10 protein-coding genes and 1 tRNA gene are annotated in these 20,486 nt (G+C 73.8%); 7 read left to right on the top strand and 4 right to left on the bottom strand.

What is annotated here, in order from left to right:
• Positions 1 to 38 precede the first annotated feature (38 nt).
• Together OG352_RS36360 and OG352_RS36355 are read right to left on the bottom strand one after the other, a co-directional pair.
• Positions 39 to 112: transfer RNA gene (locus tag OG352_RS36360), tRNA-Pro, on the bottom strand.
• A 44-nt stretch (positions 113 to 156) separates the two neighbouring features.
• Positions 157 to 1,587, bottom strand: coding sequence for an MFS transporter (locus OG352_RS36355; protein ID WP_329222755.1), 1,431 nt, complete (start codon positions 1,585 to 1,587; stop codon positions 157 to 159).
• Positions 1,588 to 1,798: 211 nt separating this feature from the next.
• Here OG352_RS36355 and OG352_RS36350 point away from each other — a divergent pair, with 211 nt between their 5' ends.
• Positions 1,799 to 2,377, top strand: coding sequence for a TetR/AcrR family transcriptional regulator (locus OG352_RS36350; protein WP_329222754.1), 579 nt, complete (start codon positions 1,799 to 1,801; stop codon positions 2,375 to 2,377).
• A 12-nt stretch (positions 2,378 to 2,389) separates the two neighbouring features.
• On the opposite strand, the gene OG352_RS36345 is transcribed toward OG352_RS36350, so the two are convergent.
• Both OG352_RS36345 and OG352_RS36340 read right to left on the bottom strand, forming a co-directional pair.
• Positions 2,390 to 3,604 (bottom strand): serine hydrolase domain-containing protein, encoded by a 1,215-nt coding sequence (locus tag OG352_RS36345; protein WP_329222753.1) that lies wholly within the window; start codon positions 3,602 to 3,604, stop codon positions 2,390 to 2,392.
• Positions 3,605 to 3,819: 215 nt separating this feature from the next.
• On the bottom strand, positions 3,820 to 4,815 hold the full coding sequence (locus tag OG352_RS36340) for a LacI family DNA-binding transcriptional regulator (protein WP_329222752.1): 996 nt from the start codon (positions 4,813 to 4,815) through the stop codon (positions 3,820 to 3,822).
• Positions 4,816 to 5,398: 583 nt separating this feature from the next.
• Here OG352_RS36340 and OG352_RS36335 point away from each other — a divergent pair.
• The 6 genes from OG352_RS36335 (at position 5,399) to OG352_RS36310 (ending at position 20,439) form a co-directional block, all read left to right on the top strand.
• Positions 5,399 to 12,370 carry an SDR family oxidoreductase gene (locus OG352_RS36335; RefSeq protein ID WP_329222750.1) on the top strand — a complete coding sequence of 2,324 codons (6,972 nt, stop codon included), beginning with the start codon at positions 5,399 to 5,401 and terminating at the stop codon, positions 12,368 to 12,370.
• Between the two features lie 41 nt (positions 12,371 to 12,411).
• Complete coding sequence (locus OG352_RS36330; RefSeq protein ID WP_329222748.1) at positions 12,412 to 16,974, top strand: polyketide synthase; 4,563 nt, start codon at positions 12,412 to 12,414, stop codon at positions 16,972 to 16,974.
• A complete protein-coding gene (locus OG352_RS36325; RefSeq protein WP_443072435.1) occupies positions 16,971 to 17,330 on the top strand; it encodes an acyl carrier protein in 360 nt (119 codons plus the stop codon). The genes OG352_RS36330 and OG352_RS36325 overlap by 4 nt, the downstream gene beginning before the upstream one ends.
• A 3-nt stretch (positions 17,331 to 17,333) precedes the next feature.
• Positions 17,334 to 18,149 carry an alpha/beta fold hydrolase gene (locus OG352_RS36320; protein WP_329222746.1) on the top strand — a complete coding sequence of 272 codons (816 nt, stop codon included), beginning with the start codon at positions 17,334 to 17,336 and terminating at the stop codon, positions 18,147 to 18,149.
• Positions 18,146 to 19,312 (top strand): glycosyltransferase, encoded by a 1,167-nt coding sequence (locus tag OG352_RS36315; RefSeq protein WP_329222744.1) that lies wholly within the window; start codon positions 18,146 to 18,148, stop codon positions 19,310 to 19,312. The genes OG352_RS36320 and OG352_RS36315 overlap by 4 nt, the downstream gene beginning before the upstream one ends.
• Before the next feature lie 89 nt (positions 19,313 to 19,401).
• Positions 19,402 to 20,439, top strand: a complete 1,038-nt coding sequence (locus OG352_RS36310; protein WP_329224096.1) for a class I SAM-dependent methyltransferase — start codon at positions 19,402 to 19,404, stop codon at positions 20,437 to 20,439.
• Positions 20,440 to 20,486 lie beyond the last annotated feature (47 nt).

Below are 20,486 nucleotides of genomic sequence, written 5' to 3'. Positions count from 1 at the left end.
TATCTCCGAAACCGGCCCTGACCTGCGACTGTCTCCAGTCGGGACGACAGGATTTGAACCTGCGACCCCTTGACCCCCAGTCAAGTGCGCTACCAAGCTGCGCCACGTCCCGCGGTGTTTCCGCTGCGGTGGGCTGCGGGAACACGCAGGTGAACCCTACCGTACGGGGGTGGGTGCGGCGGTCGGTGTCTCGTGGGCGGCCGGGGTCGTCGGGCGGGCGGCGCGCCGGGCGGGGACCAGCAGGGCGGCGAGGGCGGCGGCCAGGCAGAGCAGGGCCAGCAGGGTGAAGCCGTGGGTGTAGCCGGAGTCGTAGGGCAGGCCCGACGGCTGGAGGCGGCCGGTGACCAGGACGCCGGTGACGGCGGCGCCGATGGAGCCGCCGATGGTGCGGATGTTGGCGTTCATGCCGGTGGCGGCGCCGGTCTGCGCGGCGAGGACGCTGGCGACGATCAGGTTGGCCATGGAGGCGAAGGCGAGACCGATGCCGAGGCCGAACACGCCTGACACGAAGGCGACTTGCCATGGTTCGTCGTGCCAGAGGGCGAGGAAGCCCAGGGCGAGCGCGCCCAGTGCGGCGCCGGTCGTGAGCAACGCCTTGGCACCCACGCGGGGTTCGAGGCGACCGCTGAGCACGCCGGAGACGAACATCGCGACCAGCATCGGCAGCATCAGGAGTCCGGAGGCGGTGACGCTCGCGCCGAAGCCGTAGCCGGCCGAGCTCGGGGTCTGGACGAAGCCGGGCAGGAAGGACCAGATCGCGTACATGCCCGCGCCGAACAACAGGGCGGCGAGGTTGGTGGTCCACACGGCCGGCAGTCGCATGATGCGCAGGTCGATCAGCGGGGTGCGGGAGCGGGCCTCGATCACCAGCCACAGCGCGAACAGTGCGACGGCCACGGCGAACAGGCCGACCACCCGGGCCGAGCCCCAACCCCAACCGCCCGCCTTGCTCAGCGGCAGCAACAAGGCCACCAGCCAGCCCGACAGAAGCACCGCGCCGAGCCAACTGACGCTGCCCTCACCCCTGTTGGGCGACTCAGGGACGTAGCGCAGAGAGATCAGGGCCGCGGCGGCGACGATGCCGACGGGGATCCAGAACAGCCACCGGTAGTCGAGCGCGGAGACGATCGGTCCGGCCGCGACCATGCCGACGCCACCGCCCGCGGCTATCACGGCGGACAGGTTGCTGATGCTGCCGGGTACCTGGGCCGGGGCGAACTCGTCCCGGATGATGCCGAAGGACAGCGGGAACAGGGCGCCGCCGACGCCCTGCACCACGCGGGCGACGATCAGGACGCCGATGTTCGGCGCGAGCGCGGCGAGCAGGCAGCCCGCCAGAACGGTGACGAGGACCGCGACGAGGGTGCGCTTCCTGCCGATCAGGTCGCCGACGCGGCCGAGGATCGGCGTGAAGACGGACGCGGACAGCAGATACGCGGTCATCACCCAGGTCGCCGTGGACTGCGAGGTGTGCAGGGCGTGCTGGACGGTCGGCAGGGCCGGCGCTATCAGCGACTGGAGCATCGAGAACACGCCCGCACCGGTCGAGAGGACCGCGAACGTCAGGCGGGTGGACTTGCGGGGCATGGCGGAGCCTCTCGGAAAGAGGATCGGAAACGGGACCGGACAGGAACAGCGGAAAGAACAGCCGAAAGAACATGGCGAAGAGCTTCCGGCAGAGCTTCCGGCAGAGCTTCGGGAAGCCGGGAAGAGGGCCTCGGACTGTTAAAGTGGAGGCACCCCTCCACCATAGCGGAGGCATACCTCCGGTTCAACCGAGTCCGCCCAGGAGGCAGCAGTGCCGGCCCAGCAGTTCCCCGTCAGCGAGATCGTCGCGGCCCAGCGCCCCACCCGTAAGGACGCCGCCCGCAACTACGACGCGCTGCTCGCGGCCGCGCGCGAGGCGTTCGCCGAGCACGGCTCGGAGGCCTCGCTGGAGGACATCGCCAGGCGCGCGGGCGTCGGCATCGGCACGCTGTACCGGAACTTCCCGACCCGCCGGGCGCTCTTCGAGAGCGTCTACGCGGACGACGTCAACGCGTTGTGCCGGTCGGCCGTGGAGTTCGCCGGCCTGGAGCCGTGGAAGGCGCTCACCGCCTGGCTCGAGCGGTTCGCCGGCTACATGGTCACCAAGCGGGCGGTGCGCGAGGCGCTGGAGGACGGGTCGGAGATCTTCCAGGCCTGCCGCGACTCGATGTACGCGGCGGGCGGCCCGCTGTTCGAGCGGGCGCAGCAGGCGGGGGCGGCCCGGCCGGACATGGACTTCGGCGATCTGCTGCGGCTGGTCGCCGGCGTCACGGCGACGGCCTTCGTGGACGACGCCCAGCGCGACCGCGTCCTGGCCATCGCCCTGGACGGGGTGCGCGCCGGGCGCTGAGCCGCTCCCGGGTCAGCCCGCGAGCGGGTGCTGCGGGTCCAGCAGTGTCGCGATCCGCTCGACGATCGTCTGGGCGGTGTTGCCGCCGGGCGCGTTCGGGCCCACGGTCGTCGACACCGCGATGGACAGCCGCTTGTGCGGCTCGTACGCCATCACGGCCGCGTAGCCGAAGAAGGACGGGTTCTGCACCACCCAGCCGTTCACGACGACGACGCCGACGCCGAAGTGGAAGTCCTCCGTCATCGGCAGGCAGACGGTGGCGGGGCAGGTGTCGGTCGGGTGTCCGAGGCCGACCGTGCCCGGGTTCAACTGTGTGCGGAAGGCGGCCCGCGAGAGCAGTTCGCCCGAGCCGATGGCCTGCCCGGAGCGGGCCAGGTCGCAGATGTCCTGGGTCAGGACGGCGCCGGGGGCGGTGGTCCAGGACGGATTGAAGAAGGTGGACTCCTCGTACGTGCCGCGTTCACTGTCGTAGGCGTGCAGGACGGGCGGCGGGATGAGCGCGGTGTCGTTGTTGCGGGTGTTGCGCAGGTCCAGCGGGCCCATGATCCGCTCGTGCAGGAGGCGGTCGAGCGGGGTGCCGCTGATCTTCTCCAGGGCGCGGCCGAGGAGGACGAAGTTGGCGTGCGAGTAGCTCCAGTTGGTGCCGGGCTCGTACCAGAGGGGGTGGCTCAGGGAGATCCCGACGACCTCCTTCGGCGTCCAGTGCTGCCACGGGTCGGCGTAGAGCTTCTTCAGGAAGACCGGGTCGGTGACGTAGTCGTGCAGACCCGAGGTGGAGTCGCCGAGCATGCGCAGGGTGATCTTGTCGCCGTGCGGCAGGTCGGGCAGCCAGCGGGAGACGGGGGCGTCGAGGTCCGCCTTCCCCTCGTCGACCAGTTGGAGCAGGACGGTGCCCATGAAGGCGATGCCGACGGAACCGGTGCGGAAGTGCATGGCGGGGGTGGCGGGGACGTCCGTCAGGGACTCGCCGACCGCGCCGGTGACGACCTCCCGCCCGTCGAGAGTGACCTTGACGAGGGCCGCCTTGAGGTCGAGCTCCTTCTTGGCCCGGCGGACGATGTCGAGGACCTGGCGGGCCTGGCCCTTGGGCTGCCGGGTGGCGGTGCACGCCTGGTCGTGGCGGTCTGGGAGGGCGGTCGCGACCGCCGTCTGGAGGGTGGAGGCGAGGAGGGCGGCGGCGCACAGCAGCGCCGCACGGCCACGGGTACGAGTACGGGTACGCGTCATACGCGCACTATGGGCTGATCGTCACACCGGCCCCGACGCCAACACTCCGGACGCCGCCGCCCGGGACCCGTACGGAGGAGCACGAACGCCGCTCCCGTGCGTGTCGTGCCGCCACCGGCATAAGTTCCAGGTGGCCGGGGCGGGCCCGTCGGGCCTGGCGGCACCTTCCGCCCTCCGCCCTCCGCCCTCCACTTTCCGCCCTCCGCCCTCCGCCTTCACCATCCGCGGGCTCGGACCGGTGCCGTCGAGCCGCGTACCCGCAACTCGACTGCCAGGCCGGTCGGTTCGGGTGGGGGTGGCCGGTTCTCGATAGTCGCGGTGAGGACGGCCACGGCGTGGGCGGTGACGGCGGCGAAGTCCTGCCGGAGGGTGGTCAGCGGCGGGGACAGGTAGGCCGCGGCGGGGATGTCGTCGAAGCCGACCACGCTGACGTCGTGCGGCACGGTCAGTCCGGCCTCGGCGAAGGCCCGGACCAGGCCGATCGCCATGTCGTCGTTGGCGGCGAACACGGCGGTGACGTCAGGGAGTCGGGCGAGTTCCCGGCCCGCCGCGTATCCGGAGGCGGGGGTCCAGTCTCCCTCGGCGGGCAGCGGCGGCTCGGGCGCGCCCGCGGCGGCGAGGGCCTCGCGCCAGCCCTGTACCCGGTCGCGGGCGCCGAACCAGTTCCGCGGACCGGGGACGTGCCACACCGTGCGGTGGCCGAGGGCGAGCAGGTGCTCGGTGGCCAGCCGGGCGCCGGCGACCCCGTCGGACCGGACGACGGCGCTACGGCCGCCCGCCGTGTCGACCGGGCCGCACAGCCCGACGACCGGCAGGTCGGTGTGCAGGCGGGCCGGGGTGCCGACGTCGACCGGCTCGACGAGGACGACGCCGTCGACGCCCTGCTCCAGGAGCGACTCGGCGGCGACTGCGCTCCCCTGCCCCTCCTCGGTGGTCGCCAGCGCGAACGCGTACCCGGCCCGTCGCACGGCCGTCTCCAGGCCGAAGAGCAGGGACGTCGGGCCGTGCAGCGCGGAGCCGAGGGAGACGACGCCGATCCTGCGATAGCGGCCCAACAGGAGGGCGCGGGCAGCGGTGTTGGGGCGGTAGTCCAGTTCACGGACGGCCCGCAGGACGCGGTCGCGCACCTCGGGACTGACGTGCGGCTCGCCGTTGACGACCCGCGACACCGTCTTCTGCGAGACGCCGGCCGCGCGGGCGACCTCCGTCATCCCGGGACCGCGACGGGGTCTGCTCGACGACATGGGGGCGCTCCGATCGGGGCGGTGGCCACGCAGCCAGGCCGGTCGACGACCTCCCGAGGACCGGCCTGACTACGTAGTCATTCCAGTCTTCGCGACGGCTCGACCCACGTCAAGACCTGTCTCACAGGACGGCTGCACGCACTCTTCCCGGTCACTCCATGGCCGACACGCAGAATTTTCCCGCCAGCCCGCGCCACGCCGGGAATGTGCGTTCCGATGCGGACATGCGGTCCAAAGGAACCTATTTCTTACGGTCGTTCATGTTTCCACAGTGTGAGTGGGGAGTGAACGCAGCAGCGCCCGAAAGGAATTCAACCGTTTTCCTACGCCCTGGACCTGCGACCCTCACTGACCGAAAAACTACGGCTGGATACCGGCCGCTCGTTCGATCGTTGACCAGTGAGTAACAAGCGCACTACCTTTCAACGCGTTTCGAGCACGCGCTTTAGAACGGCGTTCCGCGGTGGACCTGATCCCCGCCGGAATCCGGTGAGCCGCCTTTGCTGTCCCGAACCCCCACCGTGCAGTCTCACCCTTGATTCGGAGAATCATGACGTCCGCTGTGCGTTCCGAGGACATGATCATCGGCATCACTCCCTTCGGCGAACCCGACGCGGGGCTCGCTCTCGCCGTCGGCCGGGCCGGTGGTCTCGGCGTGCTCGACCTGGGGTCCGGCGACCGAAGATCCCGCGAGGCCCTCTCCCGGCTGCGCCGCGCGTCCCCGGGCGGCTTCGGCGTCCGGGTCGGCGCACGCTGCCGGCTCACCCCCGCCGACCTGGGATCCGACGGCCCGCACACGGTCGTACTCACTACAGAGGCTGCCGCCGCGTCGTGGCCGATCGCCGACCTCACCGCGCGCCACCGCGTGCTGGTGGAGGTCACCGACCTGGCGGACGCGCGGGACGCGGTACGCGCCGGAGCGCACGGGTTGATCGCTCGCGGCGCCGAGTGCGGTGGCCGGATCGGCGAGCTGAACACCTTCGTCCTGCTCCAACAGCTCCTCGCTGCACCCGAGTTGGCCCTGCCGGTGTGGGCGTGCGGCGGCATCGGCCCGCGCACGGCCGCCGCCGCGGTGGCCGGCGGGGCGGCCGGTGTCGTCCTGGACAGCCAGCTCGCGCTGCTCGCCGAGTCGGCGCTGCCCGAGCCGGCCGCCGCGGCGCTGCGCACCCTCGACGGCTCGGAGACCGTCGTCCTGGCCGGTCACCGGGTCCTGCTGCGGCGCGGCCCGGACGCCCCGCGGCTCGCGGAGGGCGCCGGGCCGGAGGCGGTGGCGGCCCTGCTCGGCGCGCAGGACCTTCGCACCCAACTGCTCCCGGTGGGCCAGGACGGTTTCCTCGCCGCCCGGTTCGCCGAGCGCTGGGGTGACGTACGGCGGACGGTGCGTGGGCTGCGGGACGCGGTCCTGGACGCCGCAGGCGACGACACGGCGGTACGGGCGCTGCGGGACGGGTCGCCGATGAGCCGGGCGCTCGGGACGCGACTGCCCGTCGCGCAGGGGCCGATGACACGGGTGAGCGACGGGGCCGCGTTCGCCGCGGCGGTGGCGGCCGACGGGGCGCTGCCGTTCCTCGCGCTGGCGCTGGCGGACGGCGCGCGGACGCGGGCGATGCTGGCCGAGACCCGGGACGCGGTGGCCGGCCGGCCCTGGGGCGTGGGCGTGCTCGGCTTCGCCCCGGAGGACGTGCGCACCGCCCAGTTGGAGGCCGTACGGGAGCTGCGGCCGACGCACGCGATCATCGCGGGCGGACGGCCGTCCCAGGCGCAGGCGTTGGAGCGGGACGGCATCCGGACCTTCCTGCACGTGCCGTCGCCGGGGCTGCTGCGGCAGTTCCTCGAAGCCGGGGCGCGCCGGTTCGTGTTCGAGGGCTCGGAGTGCGGCGGGCACGTCGGACCGCGCGGCAGTTTCCCCCTCTGGGAGGCCCAACTGGCCGTCCTGGACGACTACTTGGGCGGCGGCGACGCGTCGGACGTCGAGGTGTTCTTCGCGGGCGGTGTGCACGACGAGCGGTCGGCTGCGATGGTGGCCGCGCTCGCCGCGCCGCTGACCGCGCGCGGGGCGGCCGTCGGCGTGCTGATGGGCACCGCGTACCTGTTCACCGAGGAGGCGGTGGCGCACGGGGCGATCCGGCCGCTGTTCCAGCGGCAGGTCATGGACGCCGAGCGCACCACGCTCCTGGAGTCGGCGCCGGGTCACGCCACGCGCTGCGTGCCGAGCCCGTTCGCCGCCGGCTACCGCGAGCAGGAGGCCCGGCTGCGCGCCGAGGGGGTGGCCGACCGCCGGATCTGGGAGGAGCTGGAGCGGCTCAACGTCGGCCGGCTGCGCATGGCCAGCAAGGGCACGACCCGGGACACCGACGGCGCCCTCACCCCCGTCGACGAGCAACGCCAGCTCGCCGAGGGGATGTTCATGGCCGGGGAGGTTGCCGTACTGCGCTCGGCGACCACCACGGTCACGGCGCTGCACGAGTCGGTGACCACGGGGGCTGCGGAGCATCTCGCCCTGCGCGCCGCCGAGTTGGGCCTGTCGTGGGAGGTGCGGGAGCCGGTGGCACCGGCTCCCGTGCCGCTCGACATCGCCGTCGTCGGCATGGCCTGCATGTTCCCGCAGGCGCCCGACCTGCCCACCTTCTGGGCGAACGTCGTCGGGGGCGTGGACGCGGTCGGCGAGGTCCCTGCCGACCGCTGGGACCCGGCCGTCCACCACGGTGAGTCGACGCCGTCCAAGTGGGGCGGCTTCCTGCCCCGCATCCCCTTCGACCCGCTGCGCTACGGCATCCCGCCCACCTCCCTCGGCAGTGTCGAGCCGGTGCAGCTGCTGTCCCTGGAGGCCGCCCGGCGGGCCCTGGAGGACGCCGGATACGGCGACGGGGGACGGGAGTTCGACCGCTCGCGCACCTCCGTGGTGTTCGGCGCGGAGGCCGGCAGCGACCTGTCGAACGCGGCCACGCTGCGGGCAGTGCTGCCCTCGTACTACGGCGAGGTCCCGGCGGCCCTGGACGACCAGCTCCCGCAGCTCACCGAGGACTCCTTCCCCGGCATGCTCGCCAACGTCATCTCCGGGCGGATCGCCAACCGGCTCGACCTCGGCGGCGCCAACTACACCGTCGACGCCGCCTGCGCCTCCTCGCTGGCCGCGGTCGACGTCGCCTGCAAGGAGCTGGTCGGGGGCACCTCCGACGTGGTGCTGTGCGGCGGAGCCGACCTGCACAACGGCATCAACGACTTCGTCCTCTTCGCCTCCGTGCACGCGCTGTCCCCGACCGGCCGCTCCCGGGCCTTCGACGGCTCGGCGGACGGCATCGCGCTCGGCGAGGGCGTGGCCTGCGTCGTCCTCAAGCGGCTCGCGGACGCCGAACGCGACGGCGACCGCATCTACGGCGTCATCAAGGGCCTCGGCTCCTCCAGCGACGGCCGCTCCCTCGGCCTCACCGCCCCCAGGCCCGAGGGCCAGCGCTCGGCCCTGGAGCGGGCCTACCGCAACGCGGGCGTCTCCCCGGCCGACGTCGGGCTCGTCGAGGCGCACGGCACCGGGACGGTCGTCGGCGACCGCACCGAACTCCGCATCCTCAGCGAGGTGTTCGGGGAGGCCGGGGCGAAGCCGGGCGGCTGTGTGATCGGTTCGGTGAAGTCGCAGATCGGGCACACCAAGTGCGCGGCAGGACTCGCCGGCCTGATCAAGACCCTGCTGGCCCTGCACACCGGCGTCCGGCCGCCCACCCTGCACGTCGAGGCCCCCAACCCGGCCTGGGACGCGGACAGCAGCCCCTTCGCCTTCCACGCGCAGGCCCGGCCCTGGGCGACGCCTGCGGAGGAACGGGTCGCCGGGGTCAGCGCGTTCGGCTTCGGCGGCACCAACTTCCATGTGGTGCTGGGTGCTTACGCCGACGGCGTGCCGCCGGTGCGCGGACTGGACGCCTGGCCGGCCGAACTGTTCGTCTTCCGTGGGCGCGACGAGGCCACGGCCCGCCGCGCCATGGAGGAACTCCTCAAGGCCGCGGAGGCGGAGGGCCGGCCGTGGCGCCTGCGCGACCTGGCGCTCGGCGCGGCGCGCCGCGCGGACGCCATCGGGGACCCGGCACGGGTCGCGGTCGTGGCCACGGACGTGGACGACCTGATCGCAAAGCTGCGACGCGTACTCGCCGACCCCGCCGAGCACCAACCGGTACAGGGGGTCCACCGGGCCGGGCAGGACGGTCCCGGCGACGCCAAGGTCGCCTTCCTCTTCCCCGGCCAGGGCAGCCAGCGCACCGGCATGCTCGCCGACCTGTTCGTCGCCTTCCCCGAGCTGCGCGCCTACCTGGAGCTCGGCCGCGCCCACGCCGACACCCTGTACCCGCCGGCCGCCTTCGACGACGCCGTACACGACCGGCAGCAGGCCGCGCTGACCGACACCCGCGTGGCACAGCCGTCCCTGGGCATCGCGGGCCTCGCCGCACACGCCGTGCTCACCGCGGCCGGGGTACGGCCGGACATGGCCGCCGGACACAGCTACGGCGAACTGGTCGCCCTCTGCGCGGCCGGCGCCCTGACCCCGGAAACCCTGCTGGAACTTAGCTCGGAACGGGCGGCGGCGATCCTCGAAGCCGCCGGGTCCCACGGGTCTGGCGGGTCCGGCGGGCCCGACGGATCCCACGGGTCCGATGGCGGTGATCCCGGAACCATGGCCGCCGTCGCGGCCGGTGCCGAGGAGGTGGCGCAGGCGTTGAAGACGGCGGCCGCGCCGGACTCCGTCGTCGTCGCCAACCGCAACTCGCCCACGCAGACGGTGATTTCGGGTCCGTCGGACGCCGTGGCCGAGGCCGTACGGCTCTTGCGCGATGCCGGTCTGGGGGCCAAGCGCATCCCGGTCGCCTGCGCCTTCCACAGCCCGCTGGTCGCCGGTGCCGCCGACCGGTTCGCCGGGGCGCTCGCGGCCCGCCCGGTGCACGCGCCCGAGTTCCCGGTGTGGTCCAACCGCACGGCCGCCCCGTACCCCCTCGACGCGGACGCGGTACGGGCCGAACTCGCCGCCCAGATCGGCGCGCCGGTCGCGTTCGCCGAGCAGATCGAGGCGATGTACGAGGCGGGGGCGCGCGTCTTCGTCGAGGCCGGTCCGGGGTCGGTGCTGACCCGGCTGGTCGGGCAGATCCTCGGTGACCGTCCGCACCGCACGGTGGCCTGTGAGCCCCGGCCCGGCGGCGGACTGCGCGACTGGCTCGACGCGCTGGCCAGGCTCGCCGTCGCTGGGCAGCCGGTGCGCACCGGGTGGCTGCTGCGCGGCCGGGACGCGGTCGACGCCGTCCGCACCCCTGCGCCGAAGCGGCCCGGCTGGACGGTCGACGGGCAGTTGGTCCGCACCGCCGCCGGCGCCCTCCTGCCCGGTGCCCTCGCACCGGCCAGACGAGTCGTAGACCCCGCCGAAAGGACAGCGACGACTGTGACGACGAACCCCCCGCACGGCGTCCCGTCCGACCGGGACGCGCTGGTCTCCGAATTCCTGCGCACCAGCCGGGAGATGATCGCCGCCCAACGGGACGTGCTGCTCACCTACTTCGGGTCCGCCCCGGGCGCACAGATCGCCTCGCCGGTGGTGGTGACACCGCAGGTCGTCCAGGCGGTGCCGCAACTCCCCACGGCACAGATCGAGATGGCGGCCCCGGCACCGCAACCGGCCGCCGTGTCCGCCTCCGTCTCCGCGGAGCCGACCGGGAGCACCGACGTCCAGCAGCTCGTCCTGGAGATCATCAGCGAACGCACCGGCTACCCCATCGACATGATCGAGCCCGACCTCGACCTCGAGGCGGACCTCAGCGTCGACTCCATCAAACGGGCCGAGATCGCGGGCGAGTTGGCCAAGCGGCTGGGCGCCGGGGCCGGCGCGGACCTCACCGCGATGGACGACGACGAGCTGGAGGAGCTGACGAAGGCGCGCACGGCCGCCGCGGTGACCGACTGGCTGACGGCCCGGCTGGGCGGACCGGCACCCGCGCCCGTACCCGTACCGGCGACCGACGCCGGTCAGTCCGTCACGGCCAGGAAGCCCGTACCGGCTGCGGAGGTCGCGAGTGAGGTGACCGGCGAGCCGCCCCGGCGGCTCGTGCTGCGGCCGGTCCTGCTCGACGACGCTCCCGCCGACCCGGCGACCGCCCTCTCCGGTACCCGCTGGACCGTCCTCGGGGAAGACGCCTCCGAGGTCGCCGCGCGGCTGGTGTCGCACGGCGCCGAGGTCGACGTCCGCGCCCGGGATCACGTCCTGACGGAGGCGGACGGGCCGGTGGACGGCGTGCTGTACCTCGGGGCCCTCCCGGCCGCCGACGACACGCCCGTCCTGCCCGACGCGTTCCCCGTCCTCAAGGCGGCCCTGGCGCGCGGTCCGCGGTGGCTGCTGGCCGTCCGGGGCGTCGACGACGAGGCGCCCGACGCCCGGACGGCGGGGCTGCGCGGTCTGTTCCGGACCGTGGCGCACGAGTACCCGCAGACCCTCGCCCGGGTCGTCGACCTCGCCGACGCCTCGCCGTCCGCCGTCGCGGACGCGGTGGTCGCGGAGGCCGTCGCGCCGGACCGCACCCCGGTCGTGCTGCGGACGGCGGCCGGCCGGCACGGCTTCGAGCTGGTGGAGGCGCCGCTCGGCGCGCTCGGCGGCACGGGCGCCGGACCGGCCGGGGACGGGGCCGCCGAGGCCGCCGCGCTCGGGCTGGACCGGGACTCGGTGGTGCTGCTGGCGGGCGGGGCGCGGGGCATCACCGCGCAGTTCGCCGCCGCGCTCGCCGGTGCCGCCCGCTGCCGTCTCGAACTGCTCGGCCGTACCCCCGCACCGGAGGGTCCCGAGGCCTCGGACACCGTGGCCGCGCGCACCCCGGCCGAACTGCGCGCGGCGCTCGCCGCCCGCGGCGGTATGAAGCCGGCCGAGATCAACCGCGCCGCCGAACTCCTGCTGGCCCAGCGGGAGATCACCGCCACGCTGAGTGAACTCACCGCGCTGGGCAGCCAGGTGCGCTACCGCTCCGTCGACTTCCGGGAGCCCGAGGCGGTGCTCCAGGCGGTGAAGGAGATCCACGCCGAGCACGGCCGGCTCGACGGGGTGGTCCACGCGGCCGGGGTGATCGAGGACCGGCTCGTGGCCGAGAAGACCGCCGAGTCCTTCCAGCGGGTCTACGGCACGAAGGCGACCGGCGCGGACGCCCTGCTCACCGCGCTGGAGGAACTGCCCGCCGCGCCCGCGTTCACCGTGCTGTTCGGCTCGATCTCCGCGGTCCTGGGCAACCGGGGCCAGGTGGACTACGCCGCCGCCAACGACGCGCTGGAGACCCTCGGCGCGGCCTTCGCCGCCCGCAGCGGGCAGCGCGCGGTGACCGTGCACTGGGGTCCGTGGGCGCCCGCGGCCGGTCACGGCGGCATGGTCGGGGTGGAGCTGGCCCGTGAGTACGCCCGGCGCGGCATCCGGCTGATCGACCCCGAGGAGGGCACCGCCGCGCTGCTGCGGGAGCTCGCCTGGGGCGAGGAGTCGGCCACCGCCGTCGTCTACACCGCCTCGGGCTGGTGAGAGCCGCGGTGACGTCGTCCCAACTCGCCGACAGACATGACATGGTGACTGCACGTCAAGTTCCTGTTGCCATCGTCGGGATGGCGGTGCTGCTGCCGGGCGCGGGCGACCTGGACGCGTACTGGCGGAACCTGCGGGACGGCGTGGACGCGATCCGGGAGGTGCCGGACGGGCGCTGGGACGCCGAGTACTACCGTCCCGGCAGCGCGTCCGGCCCGGCCGTCGCGGACCGGGTGTACGCGCGGCGGGGCGGGTTCGTGGACGGGCTCGCGGCGGTGGAGGTCACCCGGTTCGGGATCATGCCGAACTCGGTGGCCGGGACCGAACCCGACCAGTTGATCGCCCTGCACGTGGCCTCGGCCGCCCTGGACGACGCGGGCGGCACGGACCGCCTCCCCGACCGAGGGCGCGTCGGCGTCGTCCTCGGCCGGGGCGGCTATCTCACCCCCGGCCTGGTCCGGCTCGACCAGCGGGTGCGGACGGCGGGCCAACTCGTACGCACCCTGGGCGAGTTGCTGCCCGATCTGACGGGCGATCAACTGGACCGGGTGCGGGCGGCGTTCACCGAGCGGCTCGGCCCGGACAGTCCCGAGTCGGCGATCGGCCTGGTGCCCAATCTCGCCGCCTCCCGGGTCGCCAACCGGCTGGACCTGCGCGGACCCGCGTACACCGTGGACGCGGCCTGCGCCTCGTCGCTGGTCGCCGTGGACCAGGCGGTGGGCGAACTCGCCTCCGGGCGCTGCGACCTGATGCTCGCCGGGGGCGTCCACCACTGCCACGACATCACCCTGTGGAGCGTCTTCTCGCAGCTCCGCGCCCTCTCCCCCAGCCAGCGCAGCCGCCCCTTCCACCGGGACGCCGACGGCATCCTGATCGGCGAGGGCACGGGCGTCGTCGTCCTCAAACGGCTCGCCGACGCCGAGCGCGACGGCGACCGGATCTACGCCGTGATCCGGGGCACCGGGGTGGCGAGCGACGGCCGTGCGGCCGGGCTGGTCAACCCCGATCCGGGCGGTCAGGCGCAGGCGGTGCGGCAGGCGTGGCGGGCCGCGGGGCTCGACCCCGCCGAGACCGGCTCGATCGGCCTGCTGGAGGCGCACGGCACCGCGACCCCGGCGGGCGACGGCGCCGAACTCATCACACTGGCCGAGGTGTTCGGACCCGGCGACGGTGAAGCGGTGCTGGGGTCGGTCAAGTCGATGATCGGGCACACCATGCCCGCCGCCGGGGTCGCCGGCCTGGTCAAGGCCGCGCTCGCCGTCCACCACCGCACGCTGCTCCCGACGCTGCACTGCGACGACCCTCACCCGGCCCTGGCCCGCACCCGGTTCCGCACCCTGGAGAAGGCCGCCGACTGGGAGACCACCGCGGGACAGCCCGTGCGCCGGGCCGCCGTCAACGCGTTCGGCTTCGGCGGGATCAACGCGCACGTGGTACTGGAGGAAGCGCCGGGCGCCCGCGGGAACCGCCCCGCCGCCCCGGCCCGTCCGGCACTTCAAGTCGCCGAACCCGAGCGGATCCTGCTGCTCGCCGCCGACTCCCCCACCCGCCTCGCCGCCTTCCTGGACGCCGACGACAGCGCCGTACGGGCCGCCGGACTCGACCCCTCCCACCCGCACCAGGACGCGGGCCCGGCCCGTCTCGGCATCGTCGACCCGACCGCCAAGCGTCTCTCCCTGGCCCGTCGCGCAATCGCCAAGCAGCGGCCCTGGCACGGCCGCAGCGACGTCTGGTTCCGGCCGAGCCCCCTGCTGGGCGAAGGCCACGGCAGGCTGGCGTTCCTGTTCCCCGGCCTGGAGGGCGACTTCACTCCCCAAGTCGACGACGTGGCAGCCCACTTCGGCCTGCCCGCCCTCCCGGTCGACGGGGACCGGACCGGCGACGTGGGCCGGCACGGCTTCGGTGTCGTCGCCGTCGGCCGTCTCCTCGACACGGCGCTGCGCCGCAGCGGGATCGTGCCGGACGCGGTCGCCGGGCACAGCGTGGGCGAATGGACGGCGATGGCGGCGGCCGGGCTGTACGCCGGGGACGAGGTCGACGCGTTCATGGCGGGCTTCGACCCGGACTCGGTGACGGTCCCCGGGCTCGCCTTCGGCGCGATCGGCGCGTCCGCCGAACAGGTCCTGGCCGCCCTGCGCGAGGAGGGCGGGACGGCGGCGGGCCTCGTGCTCTCGCACGACAACGCGCCCGGCCAGTCGATGGTGTGCGGCCCGGAGGCGGCGGTCGACGCCTTCGTGCGGGCCTTCCGCGCCCGGGGTGTCCTCAGCCAGGTGCTGCCGTTCCGGTCGGGCTTCCACACGCCGATGCTCCAACCCCATCTCGGCCCGATCAAGGAGGCCGCCGACCGGTTCCGGCTGCATCCGCCGCACACCCCGGTCTGGTCGGGGACGACCGCCGCGCCGTTCCCCGCGGACGAGACGGGGATACGGTCCCTGTTCGTCCGGCACCTGCTGGAGCCCGTCCGTTTCCGGCAGTTGGCCGAGTCCCTGTACGCGGCCGGTCACCGGGTGTACGTCCAGGTCGGCCCCGGTCAGCTCGGCTCCCTCGTCGGCGACACCCTGGGCGGCCACGACCACCTGGTCGTCGCCGCCAACTCGCCCCACCGCACCGGCCTGGCCCAACTCCGCCGGGTGGCCACCGCGTTGTGGGCGGCCGGGGCGACGGTGGCCCCCTCCCTCACACCGGCTACAGGCGCCAAAGCCCAACGACCCCCTGTGCAACTGGACTTGGGGGGTGCTCTGGTCTCCCTCGCACCCGAGAGACTCACCGAACTACGGGCCGAACTACGGGCGGAGTTGCGCCCCGCCCCCATCCACACGGCAAGCTCCGGCGCACCTTCGCCACTCGACGCCCTCGTCGCCCGCTCGCCGATGGCCGCCGAACTCAGCGCCCTGCTCCGCGAGACGGCGGACACGGCCGCCGCCCTCATGACCGCCGGGGCCAGCAGGGCCGCAACCCCTGCGCCTCAGCGGCCAGTCGGCCCGAGGCACAGCACCGTCCACGTCTCCCCCGACACCATGCCCTACCTCCTGGACCACTGCTTCTTCCCGCAGCGGCCCGGCTGGCCCGACGTCGCCGACCGGTGGCCGGTCGTCCCGGCGACGACGATCGTGCAGCACATCATGGACGCGGCGAGGGACGCGGCGGCGGACGCGGCTCAGGGGTCGGCTCCCGGCAGGGTGCCGGTCGCCGTGCACGGCGCGCGGTTCGAGGAGTGGCTCACCGCCACCCCCGCCGTCGACGTGCAGGTGACCGTGACCCCCGAGGGCCAGGACGACCCGGACCGGCTCGCCGTCTCCTTCGGTCCCCGGGCCCGCGCCACGGTGGAACTCGCCACGGCGTACCCCACTCCCTCCCCCGCCCCCTGGCCCGTCGATCCCGACGCCGAGCGCGCCCCGGACCACACCGCCGCCCAGCTCTACGACGAGCGGTGGATGTTCCACGGCCCGGCGTTCCAGGGCGTCACCGAACTCACCGCGATCGGCGACCGCCACGTACGCGGAGTCATCACCACCCCGCCCGCGCCCGGCGCGCTGCTGGACAACGTCGGCCAGATCCTCGGCTACTGGATCATGGCGACGCGGACGGAGCGGACGGTCGTGTTCCCGGTCGGGATGCGCGAGATGCGGTTCCACGGGCCGCATCCGGTGCCGGGGACCGAGGTGGGCTGCCTGGTGCGGATCACCGACCTCACCGACACGTTCCTGGAGGCCGACGTCCAACTGACGGTCGAGGGCGCGGTGTGGGCGGAGCTGTACGGCTGGCAGGACCGCCGCTTCGACAACGACCCCACGACCAAACCCGTAGAGCGCTTCCCGGAGTTCAACACCCTGTCCGAGGCCCGGCCGGGCGGCTGGCAACTGCTGCACGAGCGGTGGCCGGACCTGGCGTCCCGCGAGCTGATCATGCGCAACTCGCTTGGCGGCGTGGAGCGTTCGCGATACGCCGAGCATCCGCCGCGCGGGCGCCGGCAGTGGCTGCTGGGCCGGATCGCGGTCAAGGACGCGGTCCGGCAGTGGCTGTGGGACCAGGGCGAGGGCCCCGTCTTCCCGGCGGAGCTGCGGGTGCACAACGACGAGGCGGGCCGCCCGTACGTCACCGGCGTGCACGGCCGTGTCCTGCCCGCGCTGGACGTCTCGCTGGCCCACTGCGCGGAGGCGGGCGTCGCGATCGTCCGGCCGCACACCCCGGGCCCGGGCCCCGGGATCGACATCGCGGAGGTCGCCGACCGCACCCCGGAGACCCTCGCCGCAGCCCTCGGCACGGACGAACTGCGGCTGCTGCACGGCCTGTCGACCAACACCGGCGACACCGACAGCACGGGCCGCACCGGCGACAGCGAGGCCCTGTGGTTCGCCCGCTTCTGGGCGGCGAAGGAAGCCGTAGCCAAGGCGGAGGGCACCGGATTCGGCGGCCGGCCACGGGACTTCACGGTCCTCGACGCGACGCCGTCCGGCGACCGGCTGACCGTCGCGGGCCGCCTGGAACGCGCCTACACCGTGCACTGCGCACCGGCCGCCAACCCGCCCCGGCTGCCGGACCGTTCGTACGTAGTGGCATGGACGACGGGACACACCACCCCAGAGGAGTACGAAGCCCGATGACCTCCCCCACCCCCCACACCCCCGTCACCACCGAGCCGACCGAGCCCACCGCCGAGATCACCGCCGACGAGGAGTCCGTCCTCGCCGACCTCACCGGCATGCTCGCGCGGCTTCTGGAGGACGAGTACGGCGTCGACGACGTCGAGATCGGCATGCGGACGACCTTCAACCGCGATCTGGAGCTGGAGAGCATCGACCTGGTCACCCTGGCCGGACTGCTCCAGGAGCGGTACGGCGACCGGGTCAACTTCGCCGAGTTCCTGGCCGGCATGGAGTTCGACGAGATCATCGAGCTGACCGTGGGCCGGCTCGTCGAGTACGTCGTGACCAGCCTGAAGAGCGCGGGGGCGAGCTGAGTCATGGCGATGGTCGACACCGGCGCCGTCCGGTTGCACGTACAGCGGATCGGTCCCCCGGCGGGCCGGCCGGCCACCGCCACCGTGGTACTGGTGCACGGTCTGCTCACCGACAGCCTGGCCAGCTACTACTTCACCGTCGCACCCGCGTTCGCGGCGGCCGGCCTCGACGTCGTCATGTACGACCTGCGCGGCCACGGCCGCAGTGAACGCCCCGTCGACGGCTACACGTTGGACGACAACATCGACGACCTGGAGGCGCTGCTCGACCGGCTCGCGGTGACCGGCCCCGTGCACCTGGTCGGCAACTCCTACGGCGGCACGATCGCGTTCGGCTACGCGGCCCGGAACCCCGGGCGGGCGGCGAGCGTCAGCCTCATCGAGTCCGAACCGGCCACCGCCGCCTGGGCGGTGAAGCTCGGCGGGATCCTCGACCGGGTCGTGAGCCAGCTCGCACACAACGAGCCGGACGCGATCGCCTGGATCACCGCCCACCGCGGCCCCAACACCGCCCGGCTGGCCAGGGGCGCGGCCCGGCTCGCCCGCGAGACCAGCCTCGGCCGGGACATCCCGGCCAGCCGTGTCCTGACGGACGATCAGATAGCGGCGGTGCGCTGCCCGGTGCTGGGTCTGTACGGCGGCGACTCCGACCTCGCCGAACTCGCGCCCTGGCTCGAGGCGATGCTGCCGGACTGCCGGACCGTGGTGATACCGGGGCACGAGCACTCGGTCCTCGTGGAGGCCTCGGGGACGGTCGGCGGGCACATCCTGTCGCTCGTCGAGGAGGCCGGACGGGTGGCGGCGGAGGCGGCCGGGTGAGCCGATTCCTGTTCGTCGTACCGCCGTTGGTCGGGCACATCAACCCGGCGGTCGGCGTCGCCGCCGAACTCACCGCGCGTGGGCACCTGGTGGCGTGGGCCTGTCCCGATCCGGAGCTGGTGAGCCGGCTGGCGGGCCCCGGGGCCGGGGCGGTCTTCGCGTGTGCCGGGGGCCCGCAGGGTGAGCGGCCCGCCGAACTGCGCGGTCCGGAGGCGCTGAAGTTCCTGTGGGAGTGGTACCTGCTGCCGCTGGCGGAGGCGATGGCGCCGGGCGTGCGGGCGGCCGTCCGGGAGTTCCGGCCGGACGTGGTCGTCGCCGACCAACAGGCCTTCGCCGGGGCGCTGGTGGCGGAGCGGCTGGGGCTGCCGTGGGCGACCTCGGCGACCACGTCGGCCGAGTTCACCGACCCGCTCTCCGGGCTGCCCAAGGTCAGGGAGTGGCTGGACACGCGGCTGGCCGAACTCCGGGCCGCCGTCGGGGATCCGGCGGGCACGGCCGACCCCCGCTTCTCCCCGCATCTCGTACTCGCCTTCAGCGCACCGGAGTTGGCGGGCGGCTCACACACGGGGGTGCGCTGGGTGGGTCCGTCGATCACGGCCCGCCCGTCCGCCTCCGGCTTCCCCTGGGAGTGGCTCGACCCCGGCCGCGCCACCGTGCTGGTCACGCTCGGCACCGCGAACACCGACGTCGGCGGCCGGTTCCTCGACGAGTGCCGGAGCGCGCTGCGGGAGCGGGCCGACCGCGTGCAGGGGGTGATCGTCGATCCGGGCGGCACGCTGGCGCCGCAGGGCGACGACAAGGACGTACTGATCGTGCCGTCCGTGCCTCAACTCACCTTGCTGGGAAGAGGAGTCGGGGCGGTGGTCTGTCACGCGGGGCACAACAGCGTGTGCGAGGCGCTGTGGCACGGGGTTCCGCTCGTCGTGGCTCCCATCCGCGACGACCAGCCGGTCGTGGCCGGGCAGGTCGCGGACGCGGGGGCCGGGGTGCGGGTCCGTTTCGGCCGGGTCACCGCGCAGAAACTGGGCGCGGCACTCGACTCCGTGCTGGACGACCCCGGGTACCGCGCCGCGGCGGACCGGATCCGTACGGCGTTCCGCGCCGCGGGCGGCGCCCAGGCCGCCGCGGCCCATCTCGACGAGCTGGCCAGGGAGTTCAGATGAGCAGCGAGAAGACCGAGCGCGACGAGACCGAGCCGACCGCGAGTACGGCCGCGCCCTCGACCTCGACCTCGACCTCGACCGGCGAGCGGATCGCCGCGCTGCGCCCCGCCTACCAGGCGGACATCGCGGCCGGCCTGGAGCGCTTCTTCGAGCCCCGGAGCACCACCTGCCCCTGGTGCGGCTCGGGCGAACTGACCACCCGGCTGCGCACCACCGACCTGCTCCAGCACAAGCCGGGCCGCTTCGTCCTGGACCGCTGCGAGGCCTGCGGGCACACCTTCCAGAACCCCCGACTCAGCGCGGAAGGCCTGGAGTTCTACTACCGGGACTTCTACGACGGGCTGGGCGAGAAGAAGCTCGGCGACACCTTCGGGGGCCGTACGAAGATGTACCGGGGGCGGGCCGAGTCGATGCTGCCGCACGATCCCGGGCCGAAGACCTGGCTGGACGTCGGCACCGGGCACGGTCACTTCTGCGCGGCCGCCCAGGAGGTGCTGCCCGGGACGACGTTCGACGGGCTCGACTTCACCGACGGCGTCGAACTCGCCGAACGGGAGGGCCGGGTGGAGCACGGCTACCGGGGCAGTTTCCCCGACCTCGCGCCCGAACTGGCCGCCCGCTACGACGTGGTGAGCATGTTCCACTACCTGGAGCACAGCACCGACCCCGACCGCGAACTGCGCGCCGCCTGGCAGACGGTGCGACCCGGCGGACATCTGCTGATCGAGGTCCCGGACCCCGAGAGCCGCTACGCCCGCCTCCTGGGCCGCTTCTGGCTGCCCTGGTTGCAGCCGCAGCACCTGCACTTCGTCCCGGTGGCCAATCTGCGCCGCCGTCTGACGGACCTGGGCTTCACCGTGGTGGACGAGCAGCACGCCGAGCCGCACGACCCGGTCGACCTGCTGGCCGCCGTCTGGCTGGCGCTGGACCACGCGGCCCCCCGCGACGACGCGCCCTGGCTGCCCAGACCGCCGGGCGCGCTGCGCCGCACCCTGCGCGCAGCGCTGCTCGTCGCCGGGATCCCTGCGCTGATCGCGGGCACCCTGCTCGACCGCTTCGCGGTGCGTCCGCTGTCACACCGGCTGGGCGTCTCCAACGCGTACCGGCTCGTGGCCCGCCGCGACTGACGGGCGATGCGCGCAGTACCCGTACGGCGTACGGGAGTTGACCATCC

The sequence above is a fragment of the Streptomyces sp. NBC_01485 genome (assembly GCF_036227125.1).
GTDB lineage: Bacteria > Actinomycetota > Actinomycetes > Streptomycetales > Streptomycetaceae > Streptomyces.
Note: the sequence above shows the minus strand (reverse complement) of the source record. Positions and strands in the feature narration are given on the sequence as shown.